This is a genomic window from Micromonospora auratinigra (assembly GCF_900089595.1).
Classification (GTDB): domain Bacteria; phylum Actinomycetota; class Actinomycetes; order Mycobacteriales; family Micromonosporaceae; genus Micromonospora; species Micromonospora auratinigra.
Genome location: NZ_LT594323.1, coordinates 3837625 through 3859860, shown reverse-complemented (window position 1 = coordinate 3859860; position 22236 = coordinate 3837625). Strand labels below are relative to the sequence as shown.

At 73.6% G+C, this 22236-nt stretch carries 23 protein-coding genes; 13 read left to right on the top strand and 10 right to left on the bottom strand.

Annotation, left to right across the window (positions count from 1 at the left end):
- Positions 1-46 precede the first annotated feature (46 nt).
- From GA0070611_RS32260 to GA0070611_RS32255, 3 genes are all read left to right on the top strand, one after another.
- Entirely contained in the window at positions 47-1222 is a 1176-nt protein-coding gene (locus GA0070611_RS32260) for a sensor histidine kinase (protein ID WP_157740342.1), read from the top strand.
- The gene (locus GA0070611_RS17125) at positions 1219-1911 is read left to right on the top strand and encodes a response regulator (RefSeq protein ID WP_091665397.1); all 693 of its coding nucleotides are present in this window, start codon (positions 1219-1221) and stop codon (positions 1909-1911) included. The genes GA0070611_RS32260 and GA0070611_RS17125 overlap by 4 nt, the downstream gene beginning before the upstream one ends.
- Positions 1912-2113: 202 nt before the next feature.
- Positions 2114-2851 (top strand): DedA family protein, encoded by a 738-nt coding sequence (locus tag GA0070611_RS32255; protein ID WP_091665394.1) that lies wholly within the window; start codon positions 2114-2116, stop codon positions 2849-2851.
- 26 nt (positions 2852-2877) lie between these two features.
- Here GA0070611_RS32255 and GA0070611_RS17115 read toward each other — a convergent pair whose 3' ends face one another.
- The 3 genes from GA0070611_RS17115 to GA0070611_RS17105 are packed head-to-tail and all read right to left on the bottom strand — an operon-like array spanning position 2878 to position 4996.
- Positions 2878-4023 carry a DUF4241 domain-containing protein gene (locus tag GA0070611_RS17115; RefSeq protein WP_157740341.1) on the bottom strand — a complete coding sequence of 382 codons (1146 nt, stop codon included), beginning with the start codon at positions 4021-4023 and terminating at the stop codon, positions 2878-2880.
- Positions 4020-4427 (bottom strand): VOC family protein, encoded by a 408-nt coding sequence (locus tag GA0070611_RS17110; RefSeq protein ID WP_091665388.1) that lies wholly within the window; start codon positions 4425-4427, stop codon positions 4020-4022. The genes GA0070611_RS17115 and GA0070611_RS17110 overlap by 4 nt, the downstream gene beginning before the upstream one ends.
- A complete protein-coding gene (locus GA0070611_RS17105; protein ID WP_091665385.1) occupies positions 4424-4996 on the bottom strand; it encodes a cob(I)yrinic acid a,c-diamide adenosyltransferase in 573 nt (190 codons plus the stop codon). The genes GA0070611_RS17110 and GA0070611_RS17105 overlap by 4 nt, the downstream gene beginning before the upstream one ends.
- On the opposite strand from GA0070611_RS17105, the gene murA reads away from it, so the two are divergent.
- Both murA and GA0070611_RS17095 read left to right on the top strand, forming a co-directional pair.
- Entirely contained in the window at positions 4995-6434 is a 1440-nt protein-coding gene (gene murA, locus GA0070611_RS17100; protein ID WP_091665382.1) for a UDP-N-acetylglucosamine 1-carboxyvinyltransferase, read from the top strand. The two genes, GA0070611_RS17105 and murA, sit on opposite strands and share 2 nt — an antisense overlap.
- 137 nt (positions 6435-6571) lie before the next feature.
- Positions 6572-7420 carry a 3-hydroxyacyl-CoA dehydrogenase family protein gene (locus tag GA0070611_RS17095; protein ID WP_091665380.1) on the top strand — a complete coding sequence of 283 codons (849 nt, stop codon included), beginning with the start codon at positions 6572-6574 and terminating at the stop codon, positions 7418-7420.
- Between the two features lie 37 nt (positions 7421-7457).
- Here GA0070611_RS17095 and GA0070611_RS17090 read toward each other — a convergent pair whose 3' ends face one another.
- The 3 genes from GA0070611_RS17090 to GA0070611_RS17080 form a co-directional block, all read right to left on the bottom strand.
- Positions 7458-8258: an alpha/beta hydrolase gene (locus tag GA0070611_RS17090; RefSeq protein WP_091665378.1), complete on the bottom strand. Its 801-nt coding sequence runs from the start codon at positions 8256-8258 to the stop codon at positions 7458-7460.
- 74 nt (positions 8259-8332) lie between these two features.
- Positions 8333-9178 (bottom strand): ABC transporter permease, encoded by an 846-nt coding sequence (locus GA0070611_RS17085; protein ID WP_091665376.1) that lies wholly within the window; start codon positions 9176-9178, stop codon positions 8333-8335.
- On the bottom strand, positions 9178-10026 hold the full coding sequence (locus GA0070611_RS17080) for an ABC transporter ATP-binding protein (protein WP_091673058.1): 849 nt from the start codon (positions 10024-10026) through the stop codon (positions 9178-9180). The genes GA0070611_RS17085 and GA0070611_RS17080 overlap by 1 nt, the downstream gene beginning before the upstream one ends.
- A gap of 152 nt (positions 10027-10178) precedes the next feature.
- Between GA0070611_RS17080 and GA0070611_RS17075 the strand changes: the two genes are divergently transcribed.
- Positions 10179-12182 (top strand): protein meaA, encoded by a 2004-nt coding sequence (locus GA0070611_RS17075; RefSeq protein WP_091665374.1) that lies wholly within the window; start codon positions 10179-10181, stop codon positions 12180-12182.
- Positions 12183-12215: 33 nt separating this feature from the next.
- Here GA0070611_RS17075 and GA0070611_RS17070 read toward each other — a convergent pair whose 3' ends face one another.
- Positions 12216-12512 (bottom strand): DUF1540 domain-containing protein, encoded by a 297-nt coding sequence (locus tag GA0070611_RS17070; protein WP_091665372.1) that lies wholly within the window; start codon positions 12510-12512, stop codon positions 12216-12218.
- Positions 12513-12619: 107 nt separating this feature from the next.
- The gene (locus GA0070611_RS17065; RefSeq protein WP_091673055.1) at positions 12620-13237 is read right to left on the bottom strand and encodes a DUF4126 domain-containing protein; all 618 of its coding nucleotides are present in this window, start codon (positions 13235-13237) and stop codon (positions 12620-12622) included.
- 71 nt (positions 13238-13308) lie between these two features.
- Between GA0070611_RS17065 and nucS the strand changes: the two genes are divergently transcribed.
- Positions 13309-13968 (top strand): endonuclease NucS, encoded by a 660-nt coding sequence (gene nucS / locus GA0070611_RS17060; RefSeq protein ID WP_091665370.1) that lies wholly within the window; start codon positions 13309-13311, stop codon positions 13966-13968.
- 19 nt (positions 13969-13987) lie between these two features.
- On the opposite strand, the gene GA0070611_RS17055 is transcribed toward nucS, so the two are convergent.
- Positions 13988-15490 carry an aldehyde dehydrogenase family protein gene (locus tag GA0070611_RS17055; RefSeq protein ID WP_091665368.1) on the bottom strand — a complete coding sequence of 501 codons (1503 nt, stop codon included), beginning with the start codon at positions 15488-15490 and terminating at the stop codon, positions 13988-13990.
- A 213-nt stretch (positions 15491-15703) separates the two neighbouring features.
- On the opposite strand from GA0070611_RS17055, the gene GA0070611_RS17050 reads away from it, so the two are divergent.
- From GA0070611_RS17050 to GA0070611_RS17025, 6 genes are all read left to right on the top strand, one after another.
- On the top strand, positions 15704-16144 hold the full coding sequence (locus tag GA0070611_RS17050; RefSeq protein WP_091665366.1) for an FHA domain-containing protein: 441 nt from the start codon (positions 15704-15706) through the stop codon (positions 16142-16144).
- A 152-nt stretch (positions 16145-16296) separates the two neighbouring features.
- Complete coding sequence (locus GA0070611_RS17045) at positions 16297-18087, top strand: 3-hydroxyacyl-CoA dehydrogenase family protein (RefSeq protein ID WP_091665363.1); 1791 nt, start codon at positions 16297-16299, stop codon at positions 18085-18087.
- Between the two features lie 41 nt (positions 18088-18128).
- The gene (locus GA0070611_RS17040) at positions 18129-18623 is read left to right on the top strand and encodes a SigE family RNA polymerase sigma factor (protein ID WP_091665360.1); all 495 of its coding nucleotides are present in this window, start codon (positions 18129-18131) and stop codon (positions 18621-18623) included.
- The gene (locus tag GA0070611_RS17035; protein WP_091665358.1) at positions 18620-19693 is read left to right on the top strand and encodes a hypothetical protein; all 1074 of its coding nucleotides are present in this window, start codon (positions 18620-18622) and stop codon (positions 19691-19693) included. Before GA0070611_RS17040 ends, GA0070611_RS17035 begins: the two co-directional genes overlap by 4 nt.
- Positions 19694-19759: 66 nt before the next feature.
- The gene (locus GA0070611_RS17030; protein WP_197675725.1) at positions 19760-20086 is read left to right on the top strand and encodes a hypothetical protein; all 327 of its coding nucleotides are present in this window, start codon (positions 19760-19762) and stop codon (positions 20084-20086) included.
- A 66-nt stretch (positions 20087-20152) separates the two neighbouring features.
- Positions 20153-20962 (top strand): alpha/beta hydrolase, encoded by an 810-nt coding sequence (locus GA0070611_RS17025; RefSeq protein WP_091673052.1) that lies wholly within the window; start codon positions 20153-20155, stop codon positions 20960-20962.
- A gap of 4 nt (positions 20963-20966) precedes the next feature.
- Here the strand turns inward: GA0070611_RS17025 and GA0070611_RS17020 are convergent, their stop codons facing one another.
- Entirely contained in the window at positions 20967-22133 is a 1167-nt protein-coding gene (locus GA0070611_RS17020; RefSeq protein WP_231921151.1) for an AI-2E family transporter, read from the bottom strand.
- Positions 22134-22236 lie beyond the last annotated feature (103 nt).

Sequence of the window (22236 nt, the reverse complement as noted above, 5' to 3'; positions counted from 1 at the left end):
GGTGGGAGGGCCGGGGGACCCGGTGACGCTCCGTATGGTGGGCCAGGTGACGGGAGAGCGGCGCAGCTGGTGGCCGGAGCTGCTGCTCGGGCTGGCCACCGCCGCCCTGGGCCTGGCGAGCACCCTGCTCAGCCTCCCCGAGGTGCCCCGGCAACCCGTGGTCGGGGTCTTCGCGGTCCTCGCCGGGCTCGCCCTGGTCGGCGTACGCCGGTGGCCCTGGGCGGTGCTGGTCGCGGAGCTGGCGCTGATCGTCGTCGGTGACGGGCTGACCCTCACCGGCGCGGACACCCCCCAGCTCGCGGGGGCCGTGGCCCTCGCCGCGGTCGCCTACCGCTCCGGCTGGCGGGCGACAGCGGCCGCCTACCTGCTCTACCTGGCGGCGACGCTGGTGAACGTGCTGGACCCCGGCAACACGGTGATCTTCAGCGGCGGCCAGGGGGTGATCCGGCTGATCATGCTCGGCGGGATCGCCGCCGCGCCGCTGGCGTTCGGACGCTACCTGCGGGGCGTGCGGGAGGCCGCGCGGGCGGCCGAGGAGCGGGCCCGGGACGTGGAGGAGCGCCGCCTGGTGGAGACCCGGGCCGCGCGGCTCGCCGAGCGGGCCGCGATCGCCCGCGACCTGCACGACATCGTGGCGCACCACGTCGCCGCGATCGCGCTGCGCGCCGGGGCCGCCCGGTACGCGGTGCAGCACACCGGCCGGCCGGAGGAGGCGGTGACCGCGCTCGGCGAGCTGCGCGACACCGCCGGTCAGGTGCTGGACGAGCTGCGCGAGCTGCTGGAGGTGCTCCGGGACCCGGAGGCGGTGGAGCCGGCCGAGCCTCAGGTGGAGCCCGCCCAGGTGATCCGGGACGCGGCCCGGCGGCTGCGGGAGGCGGGCCTGGCGGTGCAGGTGACCCTGCCGATGGCGCTGTCGACGGTGCCGCTGGTGGTCGGCACGACGGCCGCCCGGCTGGTCCAGGAGGCGCTGACGAACACGCTCAAGCACGCCGGTCCGGGCGCGATCGCCACGGTGGACCTCCGGCTGGTGGACGGTGCGCTGCTGCTGGAGGTCACGGACAGCGGCCCGCTGCGGCCCCGCCCCCCGCTGCCCGCCTCCGGGTACGGGCTGAGCGGCATGCGCGAGCGGGTCGGCCTGCTGGGTGGCACGCTCACCGCGGGGGCCACCGAGAACGGCGGATGGCGGGTCCGGGCCCGGTTGCCGATCAGGGAGAACACATGATCAGAGTGCTCGTGGTGGACGACCAGACCCTGGTCCGGGCCGGGGTCGGCCTGCTGCTGCGGACCGCGGGCGGCTTCGAGGTGGTGGGTGAGGCCGGCGACGGTCTGGAGGCGGTCCGGCTCGCCGAGCGGCTGCGTCCGGACGTGGTGCTGATGGACCTGCGGATGCCCCGGCTGGACGGCATCGAGGCGACCCGGCGGATCCTGGAGCGGCAGCCGTCCGCGCGGGTGCTGGTGCTGACCACCTTCGCCGACGACGCCAACGTGTACGGCGCGCTCGGCGCGGGCGCGATCGGCTACCTGGTGAAGGACGGGGCCCCGGAGGAGCTGGTGGACGCGGTCCGGCGGGCCGCCCGGGGTGAGCAGCTGCTGGCACCCCCGGTGCTGGCCCGGGTGCTGCGGCGGGCCCTCGCCGGGCATCACCAGGACCGGGCGCCGGACCCGTCGACGGCGTCGGCGCGCCTGCTCAGCGCCCGGGAACGGGAGGTGCTGGCCCTGGTCGGCGCGGGGCTGTCCAACGCGGAGATCGGCGCGCGGCTGCACCTGGGGGTGACCACCGTCAAGACCCACGTGTCGGCGGCGATGGAGAAGCTGGGGCTGCGCAACCGGGTGCAGGCGGCCGTGCTGGCGCACCGGTTGGGCCTGGTCGACGACGACTTCAACCCGGTGCCGGAGCCGGACCGCCCCTAGGCCGGGCGGTGCCGGACCGGGGACCCCCGGGGAACGGGCGGCGCCGGATCCGGGGGGCCTCCAGGAAACGGATCCGGGACGTCCCCGGGAGAGAAAGGCGCCGGCTGCGGGACGTCCCTAGGGAGACCGGCGGCCACCTGGAGGACCCGCCCCGGCCGGCGGGAGGACGGCACCGGCACCGGGGAGCGGGACGCTGGAACACGTGACTCTCCTGGATCCCCTGCTGGACCGCCTCGACACCCTGCCGCCGGCCGGGCTGCTGCTGGCCGCGGCGGCGGTGCTCGCCGCCGAGGTGGGGCTGCTGGTCGGCGTCGTGCTGCCGGCCGCCACCACGATGCTGACGGTCGGCCTGCTGGCGCACGCCGGCCGGCTCGACCTGGCACCCGCGCTGGCCGTCACCACGCTGGCCGCGTTCGCCGGCGACCAGCTCGGCTTCCTGGAGGGCCGGCTGTGGGGGCCGCGCCTGCGCGGCGGCCGGATCGGCCGTTGGGTCGGCGAGCCGCGGTGGCGGCGGGCCGAGGAACTGGTGGTGACGCGGGGTGGGCCGGCGGTGCTGCTCGGCCGCTGGACGGCGTTCGCGCGCACCCTGGTGCCCCGGGTGGCCGGGGCCGCCGGGCTGCCGTACCGGACGTTCGTCCTCTTCGACGGGGTGGCGGTGCTGGTCTGGGTGCCCGGCACGGTGCTGCTCGGCTGGGCCGTCGGTGGGGTGCCGGCCGGGCTGCCGGCCGTGGGCGGCCTGCTGGTGGCGGCGGTGGTCGCCGTCGTGGTGGTGACCCGCCGCCGCCGGGCCCGGCGGGCCCGACGGGCCGGGTCGGTGTCCCGCGCCTGTCGCGGTCCGGTACGGGGTCGGGTCCGACCCGGCCGGGGACCGTCCGGTTCCCGGCGGCCGGGCGCCGGCCGCAGCGCGCCGGCCCGGCGGGGTGCCCTGGACCGCTCGTAGCCGGGCGGGGCGTCGACCGTCCCCGGTCAGAGCAACATGTCGGCGACGAAGCAGGCGACGCCGCCGTCGGCGTCCCGACCGATCCAGGTCGGGTACGCCCCGTCGCCCCAGCCGCTGGCCCAGAGCACCATCCCGCCGTCCTCGACGCGCAGGTACGGCTGCTCGCCGATCCGGAACGTCCGCCACGTCTCGATCCGGCCGGCGGCCTCGTCGGCGTCCACGAAGCAGGCCATCCCGGCGTCCACGCCGAACCCGAAGAACTCGTCGTGGCCCAGGTCGAGCAGCTCCTGCCCCGGTCGTAGCGCCATCTCCCAGCGGTGCACCGGCCGGTCGGTGACGGTCAACCGGGCCGCCGCCACCCGGACGTGGCGCGGGTCGTCGCCGATCCGGGCCAGGCTGAGCGTCACCGGGTAACAGCCCGGCGGGACGGTGACGGCATACGGCACCAAATCGTGCTCCAGCCACGCCGGGTCGGTCGCGATCAGCCGGCCGGAGGGCAGGCGCAGGTCACCGAGGTGGCGGAGTTCCAGTCGGGCCCGCTCGGCGCCGTCGCCGACGGTGCGGTCCACGCCGGCCACGAACAGGCTCTCCAGGTCCGGCGGGGACGCCGGCCGGGGTGGCCGCCAGGGCGGTTCGTCGGCCGAGCTGACGGGCAAGCCGTGCGCGGCGGTCTCGACCAGCCGGACGTCGCCGGCCAGGCCGAGCAGGTCCTGCCAGCGGCCGAAGGCCGGCCGGGGCGCGCGGGGGGCCGGCTCGACCCCGGACGTGTCCGTCCGGCCGCCCCGGTCGCCCCGCGGCTCGTCGATGTCGTGCCGGCGGCCGTCCAGCCGGTACGTCGTGCTGTGCCGGGCCGCCACGTGTGCGAACTCGTGATCGCCGACGTCCTCCGGGCCGTGCCAGGTACGCCGGCAGCGCAGGAACAGGTCGCCGTCGGGTCCCCGCCGCCACTCGTCGGCGGCCACCCGCCGGCCCCGGCGGTCGAGGCGGGTGGTGCCGCAGTAGCCGTCGCCCCACGAGATCGCGACGACCCACTCCGGTCGGCCGTCGGCCAGCACCAGCACCGCGTACGGCTGACCGGCGGCGTCGCGGGCCTCGGCCTCCGCCCGGCCCAGCGGGTTGACGACCGACCCGTCCCAGCCGTCGGCGTACGCCACGGTGCGGATCGCCGTCACGGGTGTCCGTCCACGGTGCCGACCAGTTCCACCTCGTACCCCTGCCCGTCGGCGAGGTACCCGGCGTACGTCCCGGGGCCGCCCGCGTACGGATGGCGGTCCGGGAAGAGCAGTGCCCAGCCGTGCGCCGGGGCGGCCGCGACCAGCCGGTCCACGGCGGCCGGCGGGCCGGCGTGGAAGGCCAGGTGGTTGAGGCCCGGGGCGAGCCGGTCGTGCGCCCGTGCGGTGAGCGCGGGGGATTCCTCCAGCACCAGGTAGGTGGCGCCGAGCCGCCAGGACCGGCCGGCGGGCCAGTCCTGGAACGGCGTCCAGCCCAGCTCGCCGAGGAGCCAGCCCCAGCTACGCGTGGCGGCGCCCAGGTCGGGTACCCACACCTCCACGTGGTGCAGGCCGCCGACGGTCAGCGCTTACCGCCCGGCACCCATAGCACATCTCCGTCCGGATTTGCCGTTCTTGACAGGATAAAGAGCAGATCGGAGAGCCGGTTGAGATACTTGGCCGGGAGCGGGCTGGTCCGGTCCGGGTCGTGGGAGACCAGCGCCCAGGCCGCACGCTCGGCGCGCCGGGCGGTGGTGCGGGCCACGTGCAGCAGTGCCGCGCCGGCGGTGCCGCCGGGGAGGATGAAGGAGTCGAGCTTGCTCAGGCGCGCGTTGTACTCGTCGCACCAGCCCTCGAGGCGCTCGACGTACTCCTCGGTCACCCGCAGCGGCGGGTACGCCGGGTCCGGCTCCACCGGGGTCGCCAGGTCCGCGCCGACGTCGAACATGTCGTTCTGGATCGACTCCAGCACCACCCGCAGCTCGTCGGAGAGCTGCCCCAGGGCGAGCGCGACGCCGATCGCGGCGTTGCACTCGTCGACGTCCGCGTACGCGGCGATCCGCGGATCGGTCTTCGGCACCTGCTCGTTGTTGCTCAGCCTGGTCATGCCGGCGTCGCCGGCCTTGGTGTAGATGCGCGTGAGGTGGACGGCCATGACGCACAGCCTACGGATACCGGACCTGACCATCCCGGCGCGGCCGGGGCAGCCCGGCTGGACCGCCGGCGTGGGCCCGGGGGACGCCGGTGACCCGGCGGTCAACGACGTCGACGTCATCCGGGTGCACGGGCAGGCCAGGCTGGCCGGCACGGTGCACGTGGTCGGCGCGAAGAACTCGGCGTTGAAGCTGATGGCCGCCGCGCTGCTGGCCCCGGGCCGCAGCGTGATCACCAACGTGCCCCGGATCACCGACATCGCGATCATGGGGGAGGTGCTGCGCCGGCTGGGTTGCGGCGTACGGTTCACCGCCGACGACCCGGTCGACCCGATGGTGGCCCACGGCGGGGTGGAACGGTCCCGCTCGGTGGTGATCGACGTGCCGGAGTGCCCCGGCGCGGAGGCGGACTACGACCTGGTCCGCCGGCTGCGGGCGTCGATCTGCGTGCTCGGTCCGCTGCTGGCCCGCCGGGGGTACGTGCGGGTGGCCCACCCGGGCGGCGACGCGATCGGCTCCCGGGGCCTGGACATGCACATCGCCGGGCTGGCCCGGATGGGCGCGGAGATCTCCGGCGAGCACGGCTTCGTCATCGCCGAGGCCCCGCACGGGCTGCACGGCGCGGAGATCGTGCTGGACTTCCCGAGCGTCGGCGCGACCGAGAACCTGGTGATGGCGGCGGTGCTGGCCCGGGGCACGACGACCATCGACAACGCGGCGCGGGAGCCGGAGATCGTCGACATCTGCACCATGCTCAACCGGATGGGGGCCCGGATCGAGGGGGCCGGCAGCTCCACCCTGCACATCGTCGGGGTGCCGGCGCTGCACCCGGTGCGGCACGCCACGGTGGGGGACCGGATCGTCGCCGGGACCTGGGCGTTCGCGGCGGCGATGACCCGCGGGGACGTCACCGTCACCGGCGTCGAGCCGGCCTTCCTGGAGGTCGCGCTGGACAAGCTGGTCTCGGCCGGCGGCCTGGTGGAGACCCGGGGCAACGCCTTCCGGGTACGGATGGACGACCGGCCGGCGGCCGTCGACGTGGTGACCCTGCCCTTCCCGGGATTCGCCACCGACCTGCTGCCGATGGCGATCGGGCTGGCCGCGGTCAGCGCCGGGGCGTCCCTGATCACCGAGAACATCTTCGACGGCCGGTTCATGTTCGCCAACGAGATGATGCGGCTCGGCGCGGACATCCGGACCGACGGTCACCACGCCCTGGTCTGCGGCCGGGACCGGCTCTCCGGCGCCCCGGTACGGGCCACCGACATCCGGGCCGGCGCCGGCCTGATCATCGCCGGGCTCTGCGCGGACGGGATCACCGAGGTGTCCCACGTGCACCACGTGGACCGGGGCTACCCGGACTTCGTCGCCGACCTGCGGGCCCTCGGCGTGACCGTGGAGCGCGGCACGGTGCCGGAGGAGCCGGCCCTGGAGATCTGAGGGGGAGTGGGCTTAGCCGTCGTTCAGGCTCGCCGACAGGTCTGGCTGGTCATGCCCTCACGGCCCTCGCTGCGCTCGGTGCGTTCGGTCATGACTAGGGTGCTGTCAGACAGTCGAATCAGGCGAGGGAGAAGCAGATGGCGGGTCGACTCGCGGTCGTCGGGGCCGGGCTGATGGGCTCGGGCATCGCCCAGGTGGCGGCGCAGGCGGGCTGGCAGGTGACGCTGCGCGACGTCGACGACGCGGCCACCGGGCGGGGCGTCGACGGCATCCGGAAGTCGCTGACGAAGTTCGCCGAGAAGGGCAAGATCGAGGCGTCCGAGGTCGAGGCGACCCTGGCCCGGATCACCCCGACCACCGAGCTGGAGGCGGCGGCCGACGCGGACATCGTGGTCGAGGCGGTCTTCGAGAAGATCGAGATCAAGCACGAGGTGTTCCGCGCGCTGGACAAGATCTGCAAGGCGGACGCGGTGCTGGCCACCAACACCTCCGCCATCCCGGTCACCCAGATCGCCACCGCCACCGAGCGTCCCGAGTCGGTCGTCGGCACCCACTTCTTCTCACCGGTGCCGATGATGAAGCTCTGCGAGCTGGTCCGTGGCTACAAGACCAGCGACGCGACGCTGGCCACCGCGAAGGCGTTCGCCGAGGAGATCGGCAAGACCGTGGTGGTGGTCAACCGGGACATCGCCGGCTTCGTCACCACCCGGCTGATCTGCGCGCTGGCGATGGAGGCGGTCAAGCTGGTCGAGTCCGGGGTGATCTCCGCCGAGGACCTGGACACCGCCTGCAAGCTGGGCTTCGGGCACGCCATGGGCCCGCTGGCCACGGTCGACCTGACCGGCGTGGACGTGCTGCTCAACGCCACGAAGAACATCTACACCGACACGGCCGACGAGAAGTTCTTCCCGCCGGAGCTGCTCCAGCGGATGGCCACCGCCGGTGACCTGGGCCGCAAGACCGGCCAGGGCTTCTACCCGTACTGATCCGCGCGCACGCCCCCGGTCGCCGCGGCCGGGGGCGTCACGCTGCCCGGGGCGGGGTGAGCGCGCCGCCCAGCAGCGCGAACGCCGCCGGGATGACGGTGTTCCAGTAGCCGAAGTTGTGCCGCCCGTCGGTGAACGAGGCGCGTACCGGTGGCTCGGGCAGGGCCCGGGCGAGGGCCCGGACGTCGGTGAGGAAGTTGTCCTGCCGGCCGCACCAGAGCCCGACCGGGGTGCCCCGCAGCCGCCCGACCCCGGCGAAGACCTCGTCGTCGCGGCTGACGGCGGGGGAGAGGGCGGCCACCGTACGCAGCCAGCCCGGGTACGCCTCGGCCAGCAGCAGCGCCCCGAACCCGCCCCGCGACCAGCCCCAGGCGGCCAGCCGGCTGCTGTCGAAGCCGCGCCGGGCACACCAGGTGGGCACCTCCTCCCGCAGCATCCGCAGCGGGTCGTCGGCACCGTTGCGCTGCCAGAGGCGGGGGCCGGTGGCCCCGGCGAGCACGAACGGCGGCGCGCCCCGGCGTACCGCGTCGGTGAGGAAGCGGCCCAGCCCGAGCCGGCCGAAGTCGCGCGGGGTGTAGGAGGCACCGTGCAGCACCAGGCAGACGGGCAGGCCCCGGCCGTCGCCGTACCCCTCGGGGACGGCGGTCCAGAGGTCCACGTCGCGGCCCCGCGCGCCGGACGCGATCCGGATCAGCCGCTGGTCCCCGGTCGGGACGTCCGGCCCGCCGACGGTCTCCCGGCCGGCCAGCCGGCGGGTGGCGAGCCCGCCCACGGCCGCGACGCCGGCCACTCCGGCGACGGCCGTCAGCAGGGTGCGCCGGGTCAGGGTGTGAGCCATGCCGCACAGTGTTCCACCTGCGGCGACGGTACGGCCCCCGGGCCGGTGCCCGGAGGCCGTCGGAGCGGGCGGGGTCAGCCGTCGCGCTTGGTGGTCCAGCGGAAGGTGGTCAGGCAGAGGACCAGGCCGATCACGCACCAGAGGGCGAGCACCAGGGCGACCTTGCCCAGCTCGAAGGAACCACCCGGCTCCTGGCCGCCGAAGCTCTCCGGCAGGAAGACCGAGCGCAGCCCCTGGCACATCCACTTGAGCGGGAAGAGCGCGGCGACCTGCTGCATCCAGGTCGGCAGGTTGGTGAAGACGAAGAACACCCCGGAGATGAACTGGAGCACCAGCGCCACGGGCGTGACCACGGCGGAGCCGCTGCGCGCGGTGCGGGCCAGCGAGGAGATGGCGATGCCGCAGAGGGTGCAGGCGGTGACGCCGAGGACGGCGACCCAGCCGAAGGTGACCCACTTGGCGGCGGTGTCCGGCAGCTTCAGGTCGAACAGCGCCACCGAGACGGCGAGCAGCAGCACGGTCTCGGCGATCCCGATCGCCACCACCATGAGCACCTTGCCGGCGAACCAGACCCACTTCGGCATCGGGGTGCCCCGGTAGCGCTTGAGCACCCCCCGGTCCCGTTCGATCGGGATCCAGATGCCGAGGTTCTGGAAACTCACCGTCATCAGACCGGTCGCGATCATGCCGGTGATGAAGTACTGCGTGTAGCTGACGCCCGGGGCGATCTCATCGCTGAAGATGGCCGCGAAGATCAGGATCATGATGATCGGGAAACCCATCGTGAACACGACGGACTCCCGGCTGCGCAGGAACTGGGTGATCTCCAGCCGCCCCTGGCGCAGCGCCAGCGCGCCCGCGCCGAGCCGCCGGCCTCCGGCGGTGGCGACCGGGGCCGCCGGCTTCGTGGTGGTGGTCATCAGGAGTGTCCGATCATCCGCAGGTAGACGTCTTCCAGGGTCGGCCGGGTCACGGTGAGGCCGGGCACCTCGCCGCCGAAGCGCGCGGCCAGGTCGGCGACCAGCGCCGTCGGCGTCGCGGTCTCCGTCGTCCGCGTGCCGCCGTCCGGGGTACGCCAGGAGACCGTGACCAGGCCCTCCTGCCGGTTGCCGAGCCGGTTCGGCGGGGCCACCTCGATCACCCGGCCGGCGGCGATCACGCCCACCCGGTCGGCGAGCGACTCGGCCTCGTCCAGGTAGTGCGTGGTCAGCACGATGGTGGTGCCGGCGGCGGCCAGGTCGCGGATCAGCTCCCAGAACTCGCGCCGGGCCTCCGGGTCGAAGCCGGTCGTCGGCTCGTCCAGGAAGAGCAGCTCGGGGCGGCCGATGATGCCCAGCGCCACGTCGAGGCGGCGCTTCTGCCCGCCGGAGAGGGTGTGCGTACGGGCCTTCGCCTTACCGCCCAGCCCGACCCGCTCGACCACCTTGTCCGGGTCGTCGGCGTCCGGGTAGAAGCCGGAGAAGTGCCGGACCACCTCGGCCACGGTCAGCTCGTCGAACTCGCCGGTGCCCTGGAGCACGATGCCGACCCGGGACCGCCAGAGCGGGTCCGGCCTGGCCGGGTCGGTGCCGAGCACGCGTACCTCACCGGCGTCGCGGTGCCGGTAGCCCTCCAGGATCTCCACCGTGGTGGTCTTGCCGGCGCCGTTCGGCCCGAGCAGGGCGAACACCTCGCCCCGGTGCACGTCGAGGTCCACACCCGCCACCGCGACGTTGTCCCCGTACGCCTTGCGCAGTCCCCGTACGGAGATAGCGAGCTCGTCATCCATGACGTCCAGTGTGCGGCCGGCGCGCGCCGGGCGTCGGCCCGGGGGTGTGGTGGTGTCGGCCATGTCGCGCCGCTCGTGCCCGTCGGTCCGCTCCATGGACCTGTGTGGTTTTCCACAGCCCCTTTTACTGAACGGTAACTTAGACTCCGGCCATGGATGACGCGACGCCGGGACGCCTGCCGGAGCGGGACCGCCCGTGGGTGATGCGCACGTACGCCGGGCACTCCTCCGCCGCGGCCACCAACGCCCTGTTCCGCCGCAACCTGGCCAAGGGGCAGACCGGTCTCTCCGTCGCCTTCGACCTGGCCACCCAGACCGGGTACGACCCGGACCACGAGCTGGCCACCGGCGAGGTGGGCCGGGTGGGCGTCCCGGTGGCGCACCTGGGCGACATGCGGGCCCTCTTCGAGGGCATCCCGCTGGCCGGCATGAACACCTCGATGACCATCAACGCGCCGGCCATGTGGCTGCTCGGCCTCTACGGCACGGTCGCCGCCGAGCAGGGCGCCGAGCTGGTCCGCTGCGCGGGGACCACGCAGAACGACATCATCAAGGAGTACCTGTCCCGGGGGACGTACATCTTCCCGCCGGCCGCGTCGCTGCGGCTGACCGCCGACGTCATCGCGTACACGCTGCGCGAGATGCCGCGGTGGAACCCGGTCAACATCTGCTCGTACCACCTCCAGGAGGCCGGCGCGACGCCGGTGCAGGAGGTCGGCTTCGCGCTGGCCACCGCCGTCGCCGTGCTGGACACCGTCCGCGACTCCGGCCAGGTGCCGGTCGAGCGGATGGGCGACGTGGTCCAGCGGATCTCCTTCTTCGTCAACGCCGGGGTGCGCTTCGTCGAGGAGATCGCCAAGATGCGCGCGTTCGGCGCGCTCTGGGACGAGATCACCCGCGACCGGTACGGCGTGACCGAGGCGAAGCAGCGCCGGTTCCGCTACGGCGTGCAGGTCAACTCGCTCGGCCTCACCGAGGCACAGCCGGAGAACAACATCCAGCGCATCGTGCTGGAGATGCTCGGCGTCACGCTGTCCCGCGACGCCCGGGCCCGCGCCGTGCAGCTGCCGGCCTGGAACGAGGCGCTGGGCCTGCCCCGGCCCTGGGACCAGCAGTGGTCGCTGCGGATGCAGCAGGTGCTGGCGTACGAGTCGGACCTGCTGGAGTATCCCGACCTGTTCGAGGGCTCGCACGTGATGACCGCGCTGGTCGACGACATCGTCACCGGGGCCCGGGTCGAGCTGGAGAAGGTGCTGGAGATGGGCGGCGTGGTCGCCGCCGTGGAGACCGGCTACCTGAAGAGCGCCCTGGTCGCCTCGCTCGCCGACCGGCGTCGGCGGATGGAGGCCGGCACCGACGTGGTGGTCGGCGTCAACCGGTACACCGAGACCGAGCCGTCGCCGCTGACCGCGGCCGGCGCCGGGGCGGTCGAGCAGGTCGACCCGGCGGTCGAGGCGGCCGCCGCCGACGCCGTACGCGAGTGGCGGGCCGGCCGGGACGCGGACGCCGTCGCCGCCGCGCTGGACCGGCTGCGCGCGGACGCCGCGACCACGACGAACCTGATGGACGCCACGCTGGCCTGCGTGCGGGCCGGGGTCACCACCGGCGAGTGGGCCGGCGCGCTGCGCCAGGTCTTCGGCGAGTACCGGGCCCCGACGGGGCTCGCGGGCGCGGCCGGGGCCGGCGGCGACGCGGGCCTGGCGGCGGTCCGCGAGCGGGTCACCGCCACCGCGCGGGAGCTGGGCAGCGGCCGGCTGCGGCTGCTGGTCGGCAAGCCCGGACTGGACGGGCACTCCAACGGCGCGGAGCAGATCGCGGTGCGCGCCCGCGACGCCGGCTTCGAGGTGGTCTACCAGGGCATCCGGTTGACCGCAGGGCAGATCGTGGCCGCCGCCGTCGAGGAGGACGTGGACCTGGTCGGCCTCTCCGTGCTCTCCGGCTCGCACCTGGCCGCCGTGCCGGCGGTGCTGGACGGCCTGCGTGCCGCCGGCCGGGGCGACCTGCCGGTGGTGGTCGGCGGCATCATCCCGACCGGGGACGCCGAGGCGCTGCGGGCCGCCGGGGTGGCCCGGGTCTTCACCCCGAAGGACTTCGCCCTCACCGGCATCATCGACGAGCTGGTCACCGTGATCCGCGAGGCCAACGAGCTGAGCTGAGTCCCGTCCCGCCGGCACCGGCGGGACGGGACCTCACCGGCTCGCGTACGTCTGGCAGTCGGCCATGTCCATCCGCGGCCCGACGCTGATCGCCGGGGCGTGGCAGGCCAGGTCGGAGTTGTGCTGGCAGTCGGCCCGGCTGCACGCGCCCACCTGGGCGTTGATCTGCTCGATGCCGCCGCGCACCGGCATCTCCACGAAGGTGTGGCAGTGCGCGTGGTCGCTGCTGCCGATGGTGATGGCGAAGGCATGGCAGTCGTTGGTGTGGTTGTAGGCGCAGGAGTGGACGCTGCACTCCTGGACCTTGGGCATCTCCATCGACGCGGTCACGGTGACCTCCTCTAGGTGTCTAGAGGAATTTTAGGCTTTTGACCGATTCTTCCACCGGGAAATCGTCCGGCTGGTGGGCCGGCGCCGGGCCGGCCCACCCACCCGGTTCAGACCCGGAAGCCGGCCGCGCGGGCCGCCTGCCGCTCTCGGCGACGGTCCTTGCGCCGGCGCAGGAACCAGAAGAGGAACGCCACGAAGCCGACCAGGAAGACCAGCACCAGCACCGGCAGCAGGATCGCCACCACCGACATGAGCGCGCTGGTCGCGTCCTCGGCCGTGCTGGCCACCGGGGCGCCGAAACCGGCCGTGGTCGCGTTGATCACCGGCCGGGCCGCCGACTTGAGCAGGTGCACGCCGAGCGCGATCAGCACGCCGGTCACCACCGGCACCCACTGGTGCGAGGAGAAGAAGGTGTCGGGGTTGCTGACCGTCACGGTCTCCGAGCTGGAGCCGGCGCCGAAGGCCAGACCACCGGCGGTCGGCCGGACCACGGTCTGCACCACGTCGTTGATGTGGTCGACCACCGGCACCTTGTCGGCGACCACCTCGACGGCGAGCAGCACGGCGAGGATCAGGATCACCCAGCCGTTGCCGAGCCACTGCCAGCCGCTGGGCAGGTCGACCAGGTCGGTGTAGCGCGCCAGCAGACCCATGAGGAGGAGAGGGATGTAGGCGTTCAGGCCGGCCGAGGCGGCGAGACCGGAACCGGTGAGGACTTCGAGCACCATCTCAATATGGCACCGGTACGCCAGTGCCGCTCGTCGGCGGAGCCCGGCCGCTCCGCTACCCTCGTCGGGTGCGGTTGGTGATTGCGAAGTGCTCGGTGGACTATGTCGGACGACTCTCGGCGCACCTGCCGTTGGCCACCCGGCTGCTCATGGTGAAGGCGGACGGCTCGGTGTCGATCCACGCGGACGACCGGGCGTACAAGCCACTGAACTGGATGAGCCCGCCCTGCCGGCTGGAGGAGGCGCCCGGCGTGTGGCGGGTGGTCAACAAGGCCGGCGAGGAGCTGCGGATCACCCTGGAGGAGATCTTCCAGGACACCTCGTACGAGCTGGGTGTCGACCCGGGCCTGCGCAAGGACGGCGTCGAGGCGCACCTGCAGGAACTGCTCGCCGCCAACCCGGAGACCCTCGGCGAGGGCTACACCCTGGTCCGGCGGGAGTACATGACCGCCATCGGCCCCGTCGACCTGCTCTGCCGGGACGCCAACGCGGGCGCGGTGGCGGTGGAGGTGAAGCGGCGCGGCGAGATCGACGGCGTCGAGCAGCTCACCCGCTACCTCGAACTGATGAACCGCGACCCGCTGCTCGCCCCGGTCACCGGCGTCTTCGCCGCCCAGGAGATCAAGCCGCAGGCCCGGGTGCTCGCCACCGACCGGGGCATCCGCTGCGTGGTGGTCGACTACGACAAGCTGCGCGGCATCGAGCGCGACGAGCTGACCCTGTTCTGAGCCGGCCCGGCCGGGGCGCTCAGCGACCCCGGCCGTACATCAGCTTGGCGACCTTGACCAGGCGGGCGACGTCCGCCGGGGTGCGCTCGAAGGTCATCGCCGGCAGCAGCGAGCGGGCCCGACGCTTGGTGATCGACTTGGCCCGGCCGAACTCGCGCAACCCGTCCTCGCCGTGGATCCGGCCGAAGCCGGACTCGCCGACGCCGCCGAACGGCAGCGTGGACATCCCGGCGAAGGTGAGGGTCGAGTTGACCGAGGCCATCCCGGAGCGCAGCCGCCGCGCGACCGCCACCGCCCGCTTCCGGCCGAAGACCGAGCCCCCCAGCCCGTACGACAGGGCGTTGGCCCGCTGCACCGCCTCGTCGACGTCGCGCACCCGGTTCACGGTCAGCGTGGGGCCGAAGGTCTCCTCGCGGACCGCGGCCGAGTCCTCCGGCACGTCCACCAGCACGGTCGGGTGCACGTACGGCGGCTGGACCGCGTCGGGGCCGCCGAGCACCGCCCGGCCACCGCGGGCCACGCCGTCGGAGATGTGCCGCCGGATGATGTCGAGCTGCGACGGCATGGTGATCGGCCCGAGGTCGGCCCCCTCCGGGCCCACGGTCAGCCGGGACGCCTTCGCCGTCACCTTCTCGACGAAGGCGTCGAAGACCTGGTCGACGGCGTAGACCCGCTCGATGCCGATGCAGGTCTGGCCGGCGTTGGTCATCGCGCCCCAGACGCACGCCTCGGCCGCCGCGTCCAGGTCGGCGTCGGCGTCGACGATCATCGCGTCCTTGCCGCCCGCCTCCAGCAGCACCGGGGTCAGCGTCTCGGCGCAGGCGGCCATCACCTTGCGGGCGGTGGCGGTGGAGCCGGTGAAGGCGAGCTTGCCGACGCCCGAGCGGCAGAGCGCCGCACCCACGTCGCCGAGGCCGTGCACCGCCTGCAGGACCGGGTGCTCCGGCACCACCTCGGCGAACCGGTCCACCAGCCACTGCCCGACCGCCGGGGTGTACTCGCTGGGCTTGAACACCACCGCGTTGCCGGCGGCCAGCGCGTACGCCGTGGAGCCGATCGGGGTGAAGACCGGGTAGTTCCACGGGCCGATCACGCCGACCACCCCGTACGGCTGGTATTCCAGGTGGCCGGTGAACTCGGCCAGGATCAGCCGGCTGCGCACCCGCCGGGGGCCGAGCACCCGCCGCGCGTTGCGGGCCGCCCAGTCGACGTGCTCCAGCGCGGTGAGGATCTCCACCACGGCGTCCCCGACCGGCTTGCCGCCCTCGACGTGCACCAGCTCGGCCAGCTCCTCGATCCGCCGGGCGAGCACGCCCCGCCAGCGTTGGAGGCGGTCCTGCCGGCCGGCGAAGCCGAGCCCGGCCCACCACTCGCCGGCGGCGCGGCCGCGGTCCACCACCGCCCGGACGTCGGCCTCGGTCGCGACCGGGAAGCGCCCGGCCTCGGCGCCGGTGGCGGGGCTGGTGGAGATCAGGTGGCCGGCCGAGATGGTCGGCGTCCCGGGGACATGCACAGCCGTCATGGCGGAAGTCTAGACCTGAGCATTACTCACCGGTAGGTGTCGATGTGGTCCGGCGGCCGGCGGAGATCACCCGGTCGAGCCGGGGATCCGCGCCGAACCGGCGAACCACAGGTGACCACCCGGGGTCTCGGGGGTGACCACGCGGGGGTGCAGAGGGTTACCGTGAGGTGGCAGGCTGAGCCGGGGCGCTGGTGGGTGGAGAGGCGATGGTCCATGGAGGAACATCCGGAGCTGATGCCGTTGCTGACCGTGGCGGCTGGCACGATGCGGGGGCTGAGCTTCCGGGTCGGCCGGGAGTCGCAGGTGATCGGTCGGGCACCGACCGCTGACCTGGTCCTCGCCGATCCGCATCTGAGCCGCCGGCACGCCACGGTGCGGTTGACCGCCGAGGGGGTGTGCCTGACCGACCTCGGCTCGACCAACGGCACCTGGCTGAACGACCAGCGGATCACCGGCAGCGTGCAGCTCGCCGACGGCGACCTGGTCCGGCTCGGCCGCACCGAGCTGCGCTTCTTCGACCCGGGGGTTGCCCGCACCGACCCGGTCGGCCTGCACTTCGGCGCGCCGCGCCGGGACAGCCGGCCGACCCTGCCGCTGCCCGTGCCCCCGCCGCGCCAGTCGATCGAGGCGCGGGCGACGGAGCCGCTCGGGTGACGGGCGGCGGGCCGCCGCCCGGACAGTGACGGGCGTCGTGAAATATCCCACGGCTTCTCGACAACGCAGCGTCACATGGCAGACTCCGGCGCATAACCTTAGCGGCCGTTAACGTCGGTGACGGTGCAGTCGAGAACCAGGGGAGGCCGGTCGTGGCGCGCGAGTTCACCAGGGTTGGTGTGGTGGGTCTGGGCACCATGGGTGCCGGCATCGTCGAGGTCTTCGCCCGCAACGGCATCGACGTGGTGGCGGTGGAGATCTCCGCGGCCGCCCTGGAGCGCGGTCGGGCCAACCTGACCGGCTCCACCGACCGGGCGGTCGCCAAGGGCAAGCTCGCCGAGGCCGACCGGGACGCCCTGCTCTCCCGGGTCGACTTCCAGGTCGGGCTGGACGCGCTGCACTCCGTCGACCTGGTGATCGAGGCGGTGCCCGAGCACCTCGACCTGAAGCAGCGGATCTTCGCCGAGCTGGACCGGGTCTGCCGGCCCGAGACGATCCTGGCCACCAACACGTCCTCGCTGAGCGTCACCGAGATCTCGGTCGCCACCACCCGGCCCAACCAGGTCATCGGCATCCACTTCTTCAACCCGGCCCCGGTCATGAAGCTGGTCGAGGTGGTCCGCACGGTGGTCACCTCCGCCGACGTGGTCGCCGACGTGGAGGCGCTCTGCAAGCGCCTCGGCAAGGTCGACGTCACCATCAGCGACCGGGCCGGCTTCATCGCCAACGCGCTGCTCTTCGGCTACCTGAACCACGCGGTGAGCATGTTCGAGGCGCGCTACGCCTCCCGCGAGGACATCGACGCCGCGATGAAGCTCGGCTGCGGCCTGCCGATGGGTCCGCTCGCGCTGATGGACCTGATCGGCCTCGACACCGCGTACGAGATCCTGGACACCATGTACCGGCGCGGCGGGCGGGACCGCCGGCACGCCCCGGTGCCGCTGATCAAGCAGATGGTCACCGCCGGCCTGCTCGGCCGCAAGTCCGGTCGCGGCTTCTACACCTACGAGCGGCCGGGCTCACCGAAGGTCGTGGCCGACGAGCACACCCCGGTCGCGACGGGCGCGGCGCTCGCCGACGGCGCCCGGGCCATCGCCAAGGTGGGCGTGGTCGGCTCCGGCACCATGGCCACCGGCATCATCGAGGTCTTCGCCAAGGCCGGCTACGAGGTCATCTCGGTGACCCGGGGCGCGGAGAAGTCCGCCAAGGTCTGCGAGGCGGTCAAGACCTCGCTGAACAAGGGCGTGGTACGGGGCAAGCTCAGCGAGACCGACCGGGACGCCGCGCTCGGCCGGGTCACCTGGTCCGCCACCCTGGAGCACCTCGCCGACGTCGACCTGGTGGTCGAGGCGGTGGTCGAGGAGCTGAGCGTCAAGAAGGCCCTCTTCGCCAGCCTGGACGAGATCTGCAAGCCGGGCGTCGTGCTCGCCACCACCACCTCGTCGCTGCCGGTGATCGACGTGGCGATGGCCACCCAGCGCCCGGCCGACGTGGTCGGCCTGCACTTCTTCAACCCCGCGCCGATCATGCCGCTGGTGGAGATCGTGCAGACCATCCGCACCTCCACCGAGACCACCGCGACCGCCCGCGCGGTCTGTGCGGCGCTGGACAAGACCGGCGTGGTCTGCGGCGACCGGTCCGGCTTCATCGTCAACGCGCTGCTCTTCCCGTACCTGAACGACGCGGTGCGGATGCTGGAGGCCAGCTACTCCACCGCCGACGACATCGACCACGCGATGAAGCTCGGCTGCGGCTACCCGATGGGCCCGTTCGAGCTGCTGGACGTGGTCGGGTTGGACGTCTCGCTGGCCATCCAGCGCGAGCTCTACCTGGAGCTGCGCGAGCCGGGCTTCGCCCCCGCGCCGCTGCTGGAGCACCTGGTCACCGCCGGCTACCTCGGCCGCAAGAGCGGCCGTGGCTTCCGCGACCACACCAACCGCTGATCCGGGTCAACAGCGGACGCCGGTGACGGCGTCATGAGGGTGTGACCTTCGAGGAGTACGTCGGCAGCCGGGGCCCGGCCCTGATCCGCCTGGCCCGGCTGCTGACCGGCGACGAGCACCGCGCCGAGGACCTGACCCAGGACGTGCTGGCGCGCGCGTACGTGCACTGGCGGAAGATCGCCGGGGCCGATCGGCCCGACGTGTACGTGCGCCGGATGCTGATCAACGCCAACAACTCGTGGTGGCGGCGCCGGTCCAGCCGCGAGTTGGCCGTGGACAGCTTCGCCGACCGGGCCGACCGGGGCGATCTGGGCGGCGAGACCGCCGAGCGGGACGCCCTGTGGCGGCTGATCCTCGGCCTGCCCGACCGCCAGCGCGCGGTGCTGGTGCTGCGCTACTACGAGGATCTGGACGACGCGACCATCGCCCAGATCCTGGACTGCTCCCCGGTCACCGTCCGTACCCACGCGATGCGGGCGCTCGCCCACCTCCGGGAGCGCTGCGGCGCCCCGACGACCCAGGGGAGCCGGCCGTGACCGACCTCGACCAGCGGATCGCCTCGGTGCTGCGGGAACGCGCCGAGGGCGAGACCGACACCCGCCGGCTGCTGACGGCGTCCCGCCGGCTCGGCCGCCGCCGGCAGGTACGCCGCCGGGCCGCCACCGGCACCGCGCTGGCCCTGGTCGGGGTGCTCGGCTTCGTCGGGGTGAGCGGGACCGACCTCGGCGGGCTGGCGGGGCGGCTGCCCTGGGTGGCGTCCACGCCGACCGTCGCCGCCCCGGTGCCGCCCCGCGCCGACGGGGTGCCGGGCGCGGCCGAGCAGCCCGACCTGGTCGGCTCCGACCCGGCGGTGCTGCACTTCGGGGTGGACCCCGGCCGGGCCCGTTACCTGAGCTGGGCCGTGTACGGTCCGCAGATCGAGTCGGTGCGGTTCAGCGTCGGGGGTGGGCAGTCGGTCCTGGTCGAGGTGGCCCGCTCCGCGCGGCTCTTCAACGACATGGGGATCGACGGCTTCCCGATCCGGGCCGACGTGACCCGGCTGACCTTCGACGGCACGGTTCGCCAGGTGCCGGGCACCTCCGGCGGGATGGTCAAGGCCTGGGAGCCCGCCCCGGGCCTGTACGCCAGGGCGAGCATGCTCGGCGGGGACCAGAATGCGCTCTCCGCTGCCGTGGACGCCGTCCGCTGGAACGAGGCACGCCGGTGCGCGGGCCCGCTGCGGCTGACGACGCTGCCGGCGGGCACGACGGTGGCCAGCTGTTCGGTCGACGTCACGACCTTCCCGAAGGGTCTCAACGTCCAACTGACCCTCGTCCGCGAGCGGTCGGCGACGATGTGGGTGCGGATGGTGTACGGGGCGGAGATCGCCATCAAGAACGAACCGGGCAACCGCACCGTGGCCGGCCACCCCGCCTACCTCTACCCGGACGGGACGAAGCTGGACCGGCTGGACATCCCGCGGACGCACCTGACCGCCGACTTCGGTTGGCCGTACCCCGGGATGGAACCGCCCAAGGGCCCCGGCTTCACCGAGGCCGACGCGACGACCGTGCTGGCCGGGGCGCAGGTGGCGAAGAACCTGACCGACCCGGCGACCTGGAAGTGACCGGCCCCGCCGGCCGGACCGCCCGACCCGGGCCGGTCCGGCCGGCGGCCCGTACGCTTGGTGACCGTGAGCCCCCGTCGCAACCGCCCCCGTCGGGACGAGAACCCCCAGCTGGACTCCGACCGGGTACGCCAGGGCGTGCCGACCGTCCAGCAGTGGCGCGACGGCGACTGGCAGGTACGCGGGATCAGCGGCGGGGCGTCGGTCAAGACGTACCGCTGTCCCGGCTGTGACCAGGAGATCCGGCCCGGGGTGGCGCACCTGGTGGCGTGGCCGGCCGACGGCGCGGGTGACCTGACCGACCGGCGGCACTGGCACAGCGGCTGCTGGCGGGCCCGGGACCGGCGCGGGCCGAACCTCCAGCGCGGCCGCAGCGCCCCCCGGTACGGCTGAGCGATCTGGATCACCCGGTTTCCGCCCCGGCGGGCGGTGGGCGCGACGGCGCGGGACACTGACACCGTGAGCACCCCGATCCGTGCGTCGTCGATCCTGCCCGGCCACCGGGAGGAGATCGAGCTGCACACCGCCGACGGGCTGACCCTGGTCGGTGAGTTGGCCCGCCCGCTCGACCGGGAGCCGGCCGGCACGCTGGTCTGCCTGCACCCGCTGCCCACCCACGGCGGGATGATGGACAGCCACGTGTTCCGCAAGGCGGCCTGGCGGCTGCCCGCGCTGGCCGACCTGGCCGTGCTCCGGTTCAACACCCGGGGCACCAGCAGCGTCCGCGGCACCAGCGAGGGGGCGTTCGACAACGCCGTCGGCGAGCGCTTCGACGTGGCCGCCGCGATCGAGTACGCCGAGTTCGCCGAGCTGCCGAACATCTGGCTGGTCGGCTGGTCGTTCGGCACCGACCTGACCATCAGGTACGGCTGCGACCCGGCGGTGGCCGGGGCGATCCTGCTCTCCCCGCCGCTGCGCTTCTCGACCCCCGAGGACCTGACCGTCTGGGCGGAGTCCGGCAAGCCGCTCACCGCGCTGGTGCCCGAGTTCGACGACTACCTGCGCCCCGAGGAGGCCCGGCAGCGGTTCGCCGCGGTGCCGCAGGCCGAGGTGGTCGGGGTGCCCGGCGCGAAGCACCTCTGGGTGGGTGACGCCGAGCGGGTGCTCGACGAGATCGTCAGCCGGGTCGCCCCGGCCGTGCCGGTGCCGCTGCCGACCAGCTGGGACGGCCTGATGGAGACCGGTGACGTGAGCGCGTACGCCGACCGGACCGTCGCCTCCTTCGCCGACACCCCGGTGCCCGGCCCGGCGCAGCGCCGGGCCGACTGAGGAGTCAGCGCGAGTCCTGCCGGGGGAGTACCACCTCGCGCAGGATCAGTTGCAGGGCGGCCACCGTCGGGATGGCGATCAGCGCGCCGACCACCCCCAGCAGCGACACCCCGAGCAGGGCGGCGAGCAGCGCGGCCACCTCGTTCACCGAGACCGCCCGCCGCATGACCTTCGGGTAGATCAGGTAGTTCTCCACCTGCTGGTAGACCACGAAGAAGACCAGGCAGGCGACCCCGACCGGCAGGTCGGTGGCGAGACCGACCAGGGTCACCACCACCGCGCCCAGGGTCGCCCCGATCTGCGGGATCAGGTCGGTGACCGCGACCACCACGGCCAGCGCGAACGGGTACGGCAGCCCGACGACCAGCGCGAAGACGAAGGTGGTCGCCCCGGCCAGCACCGCGATCGCCAGCGCACCCACCATGTACGCGCCGACCCGGGTGAGGATCTCGTCGCCGATCAGCCGGACCCGTTCCCGGCGCGAGCGCGGCACCAGCGCGTATCCGAGGTCGCGCAGCTTCTCGAAGTACGCCAGGAAGTAGATCGTCAGCACCAGCACGGTCAGCCCGCGGAAGATGGTGCCGAAGATCAGCTGTGCGCCGCCCAGCACGCCGCCGAGGGCCCGCCCGATGGTGTCCGCGTTCGCCGCCGCCTGCACCCGCTGCATCACGTCGTACCGGACCACCAGGTCGTTGACGGTGTGGTTGCGGCGCAGGTCCTCGACGTAGCCGGGGAGATGGGCGAGGAACTGCCCGGACTGGGTGACCACCGGCGGCACCAGGGCGAAGAGGCCGGCCACGATCAGCAGCAGCACGGTCGCCGTCACCACCGCCACGGCCAGCCCCTGGGGCAGTCCCCAGCCGCGCAGCCGGACCACCGCCGGGTGCAGCCCGACCGCGAGGAAGAGCGCGATCACCACCAGCACCAGGATGCCGGCGGCGTTGCGTACGCCCAGGAAGACCGCGTACGCCAGGAGCACCCCCAGCGCCCCGGTGAAGCCGACCAGGAAGGGGCTGCGTCGCAGTGGTTTCCCCGGTACGCCGAACCGGCCGCTGGGCTCGAACTCGGTCGGCTCGGTGAGCTCCTCGGCGGCCGTGTCGACGCGCTCGCCGGACCCGGCGGCGGGCTCCTGCTCCGGCGGTACCCGGTCCGACGGCCCGTCCTGACTCACGCGACCTCCCCAGGATCCCGCCCGGCCGGCGATGTCCGTTCCCTCTGCCCGGAGGGTAGTCGCAGTGTCGCTCGGTGGCACCCCGCCCGGTGGCGTCCCCACC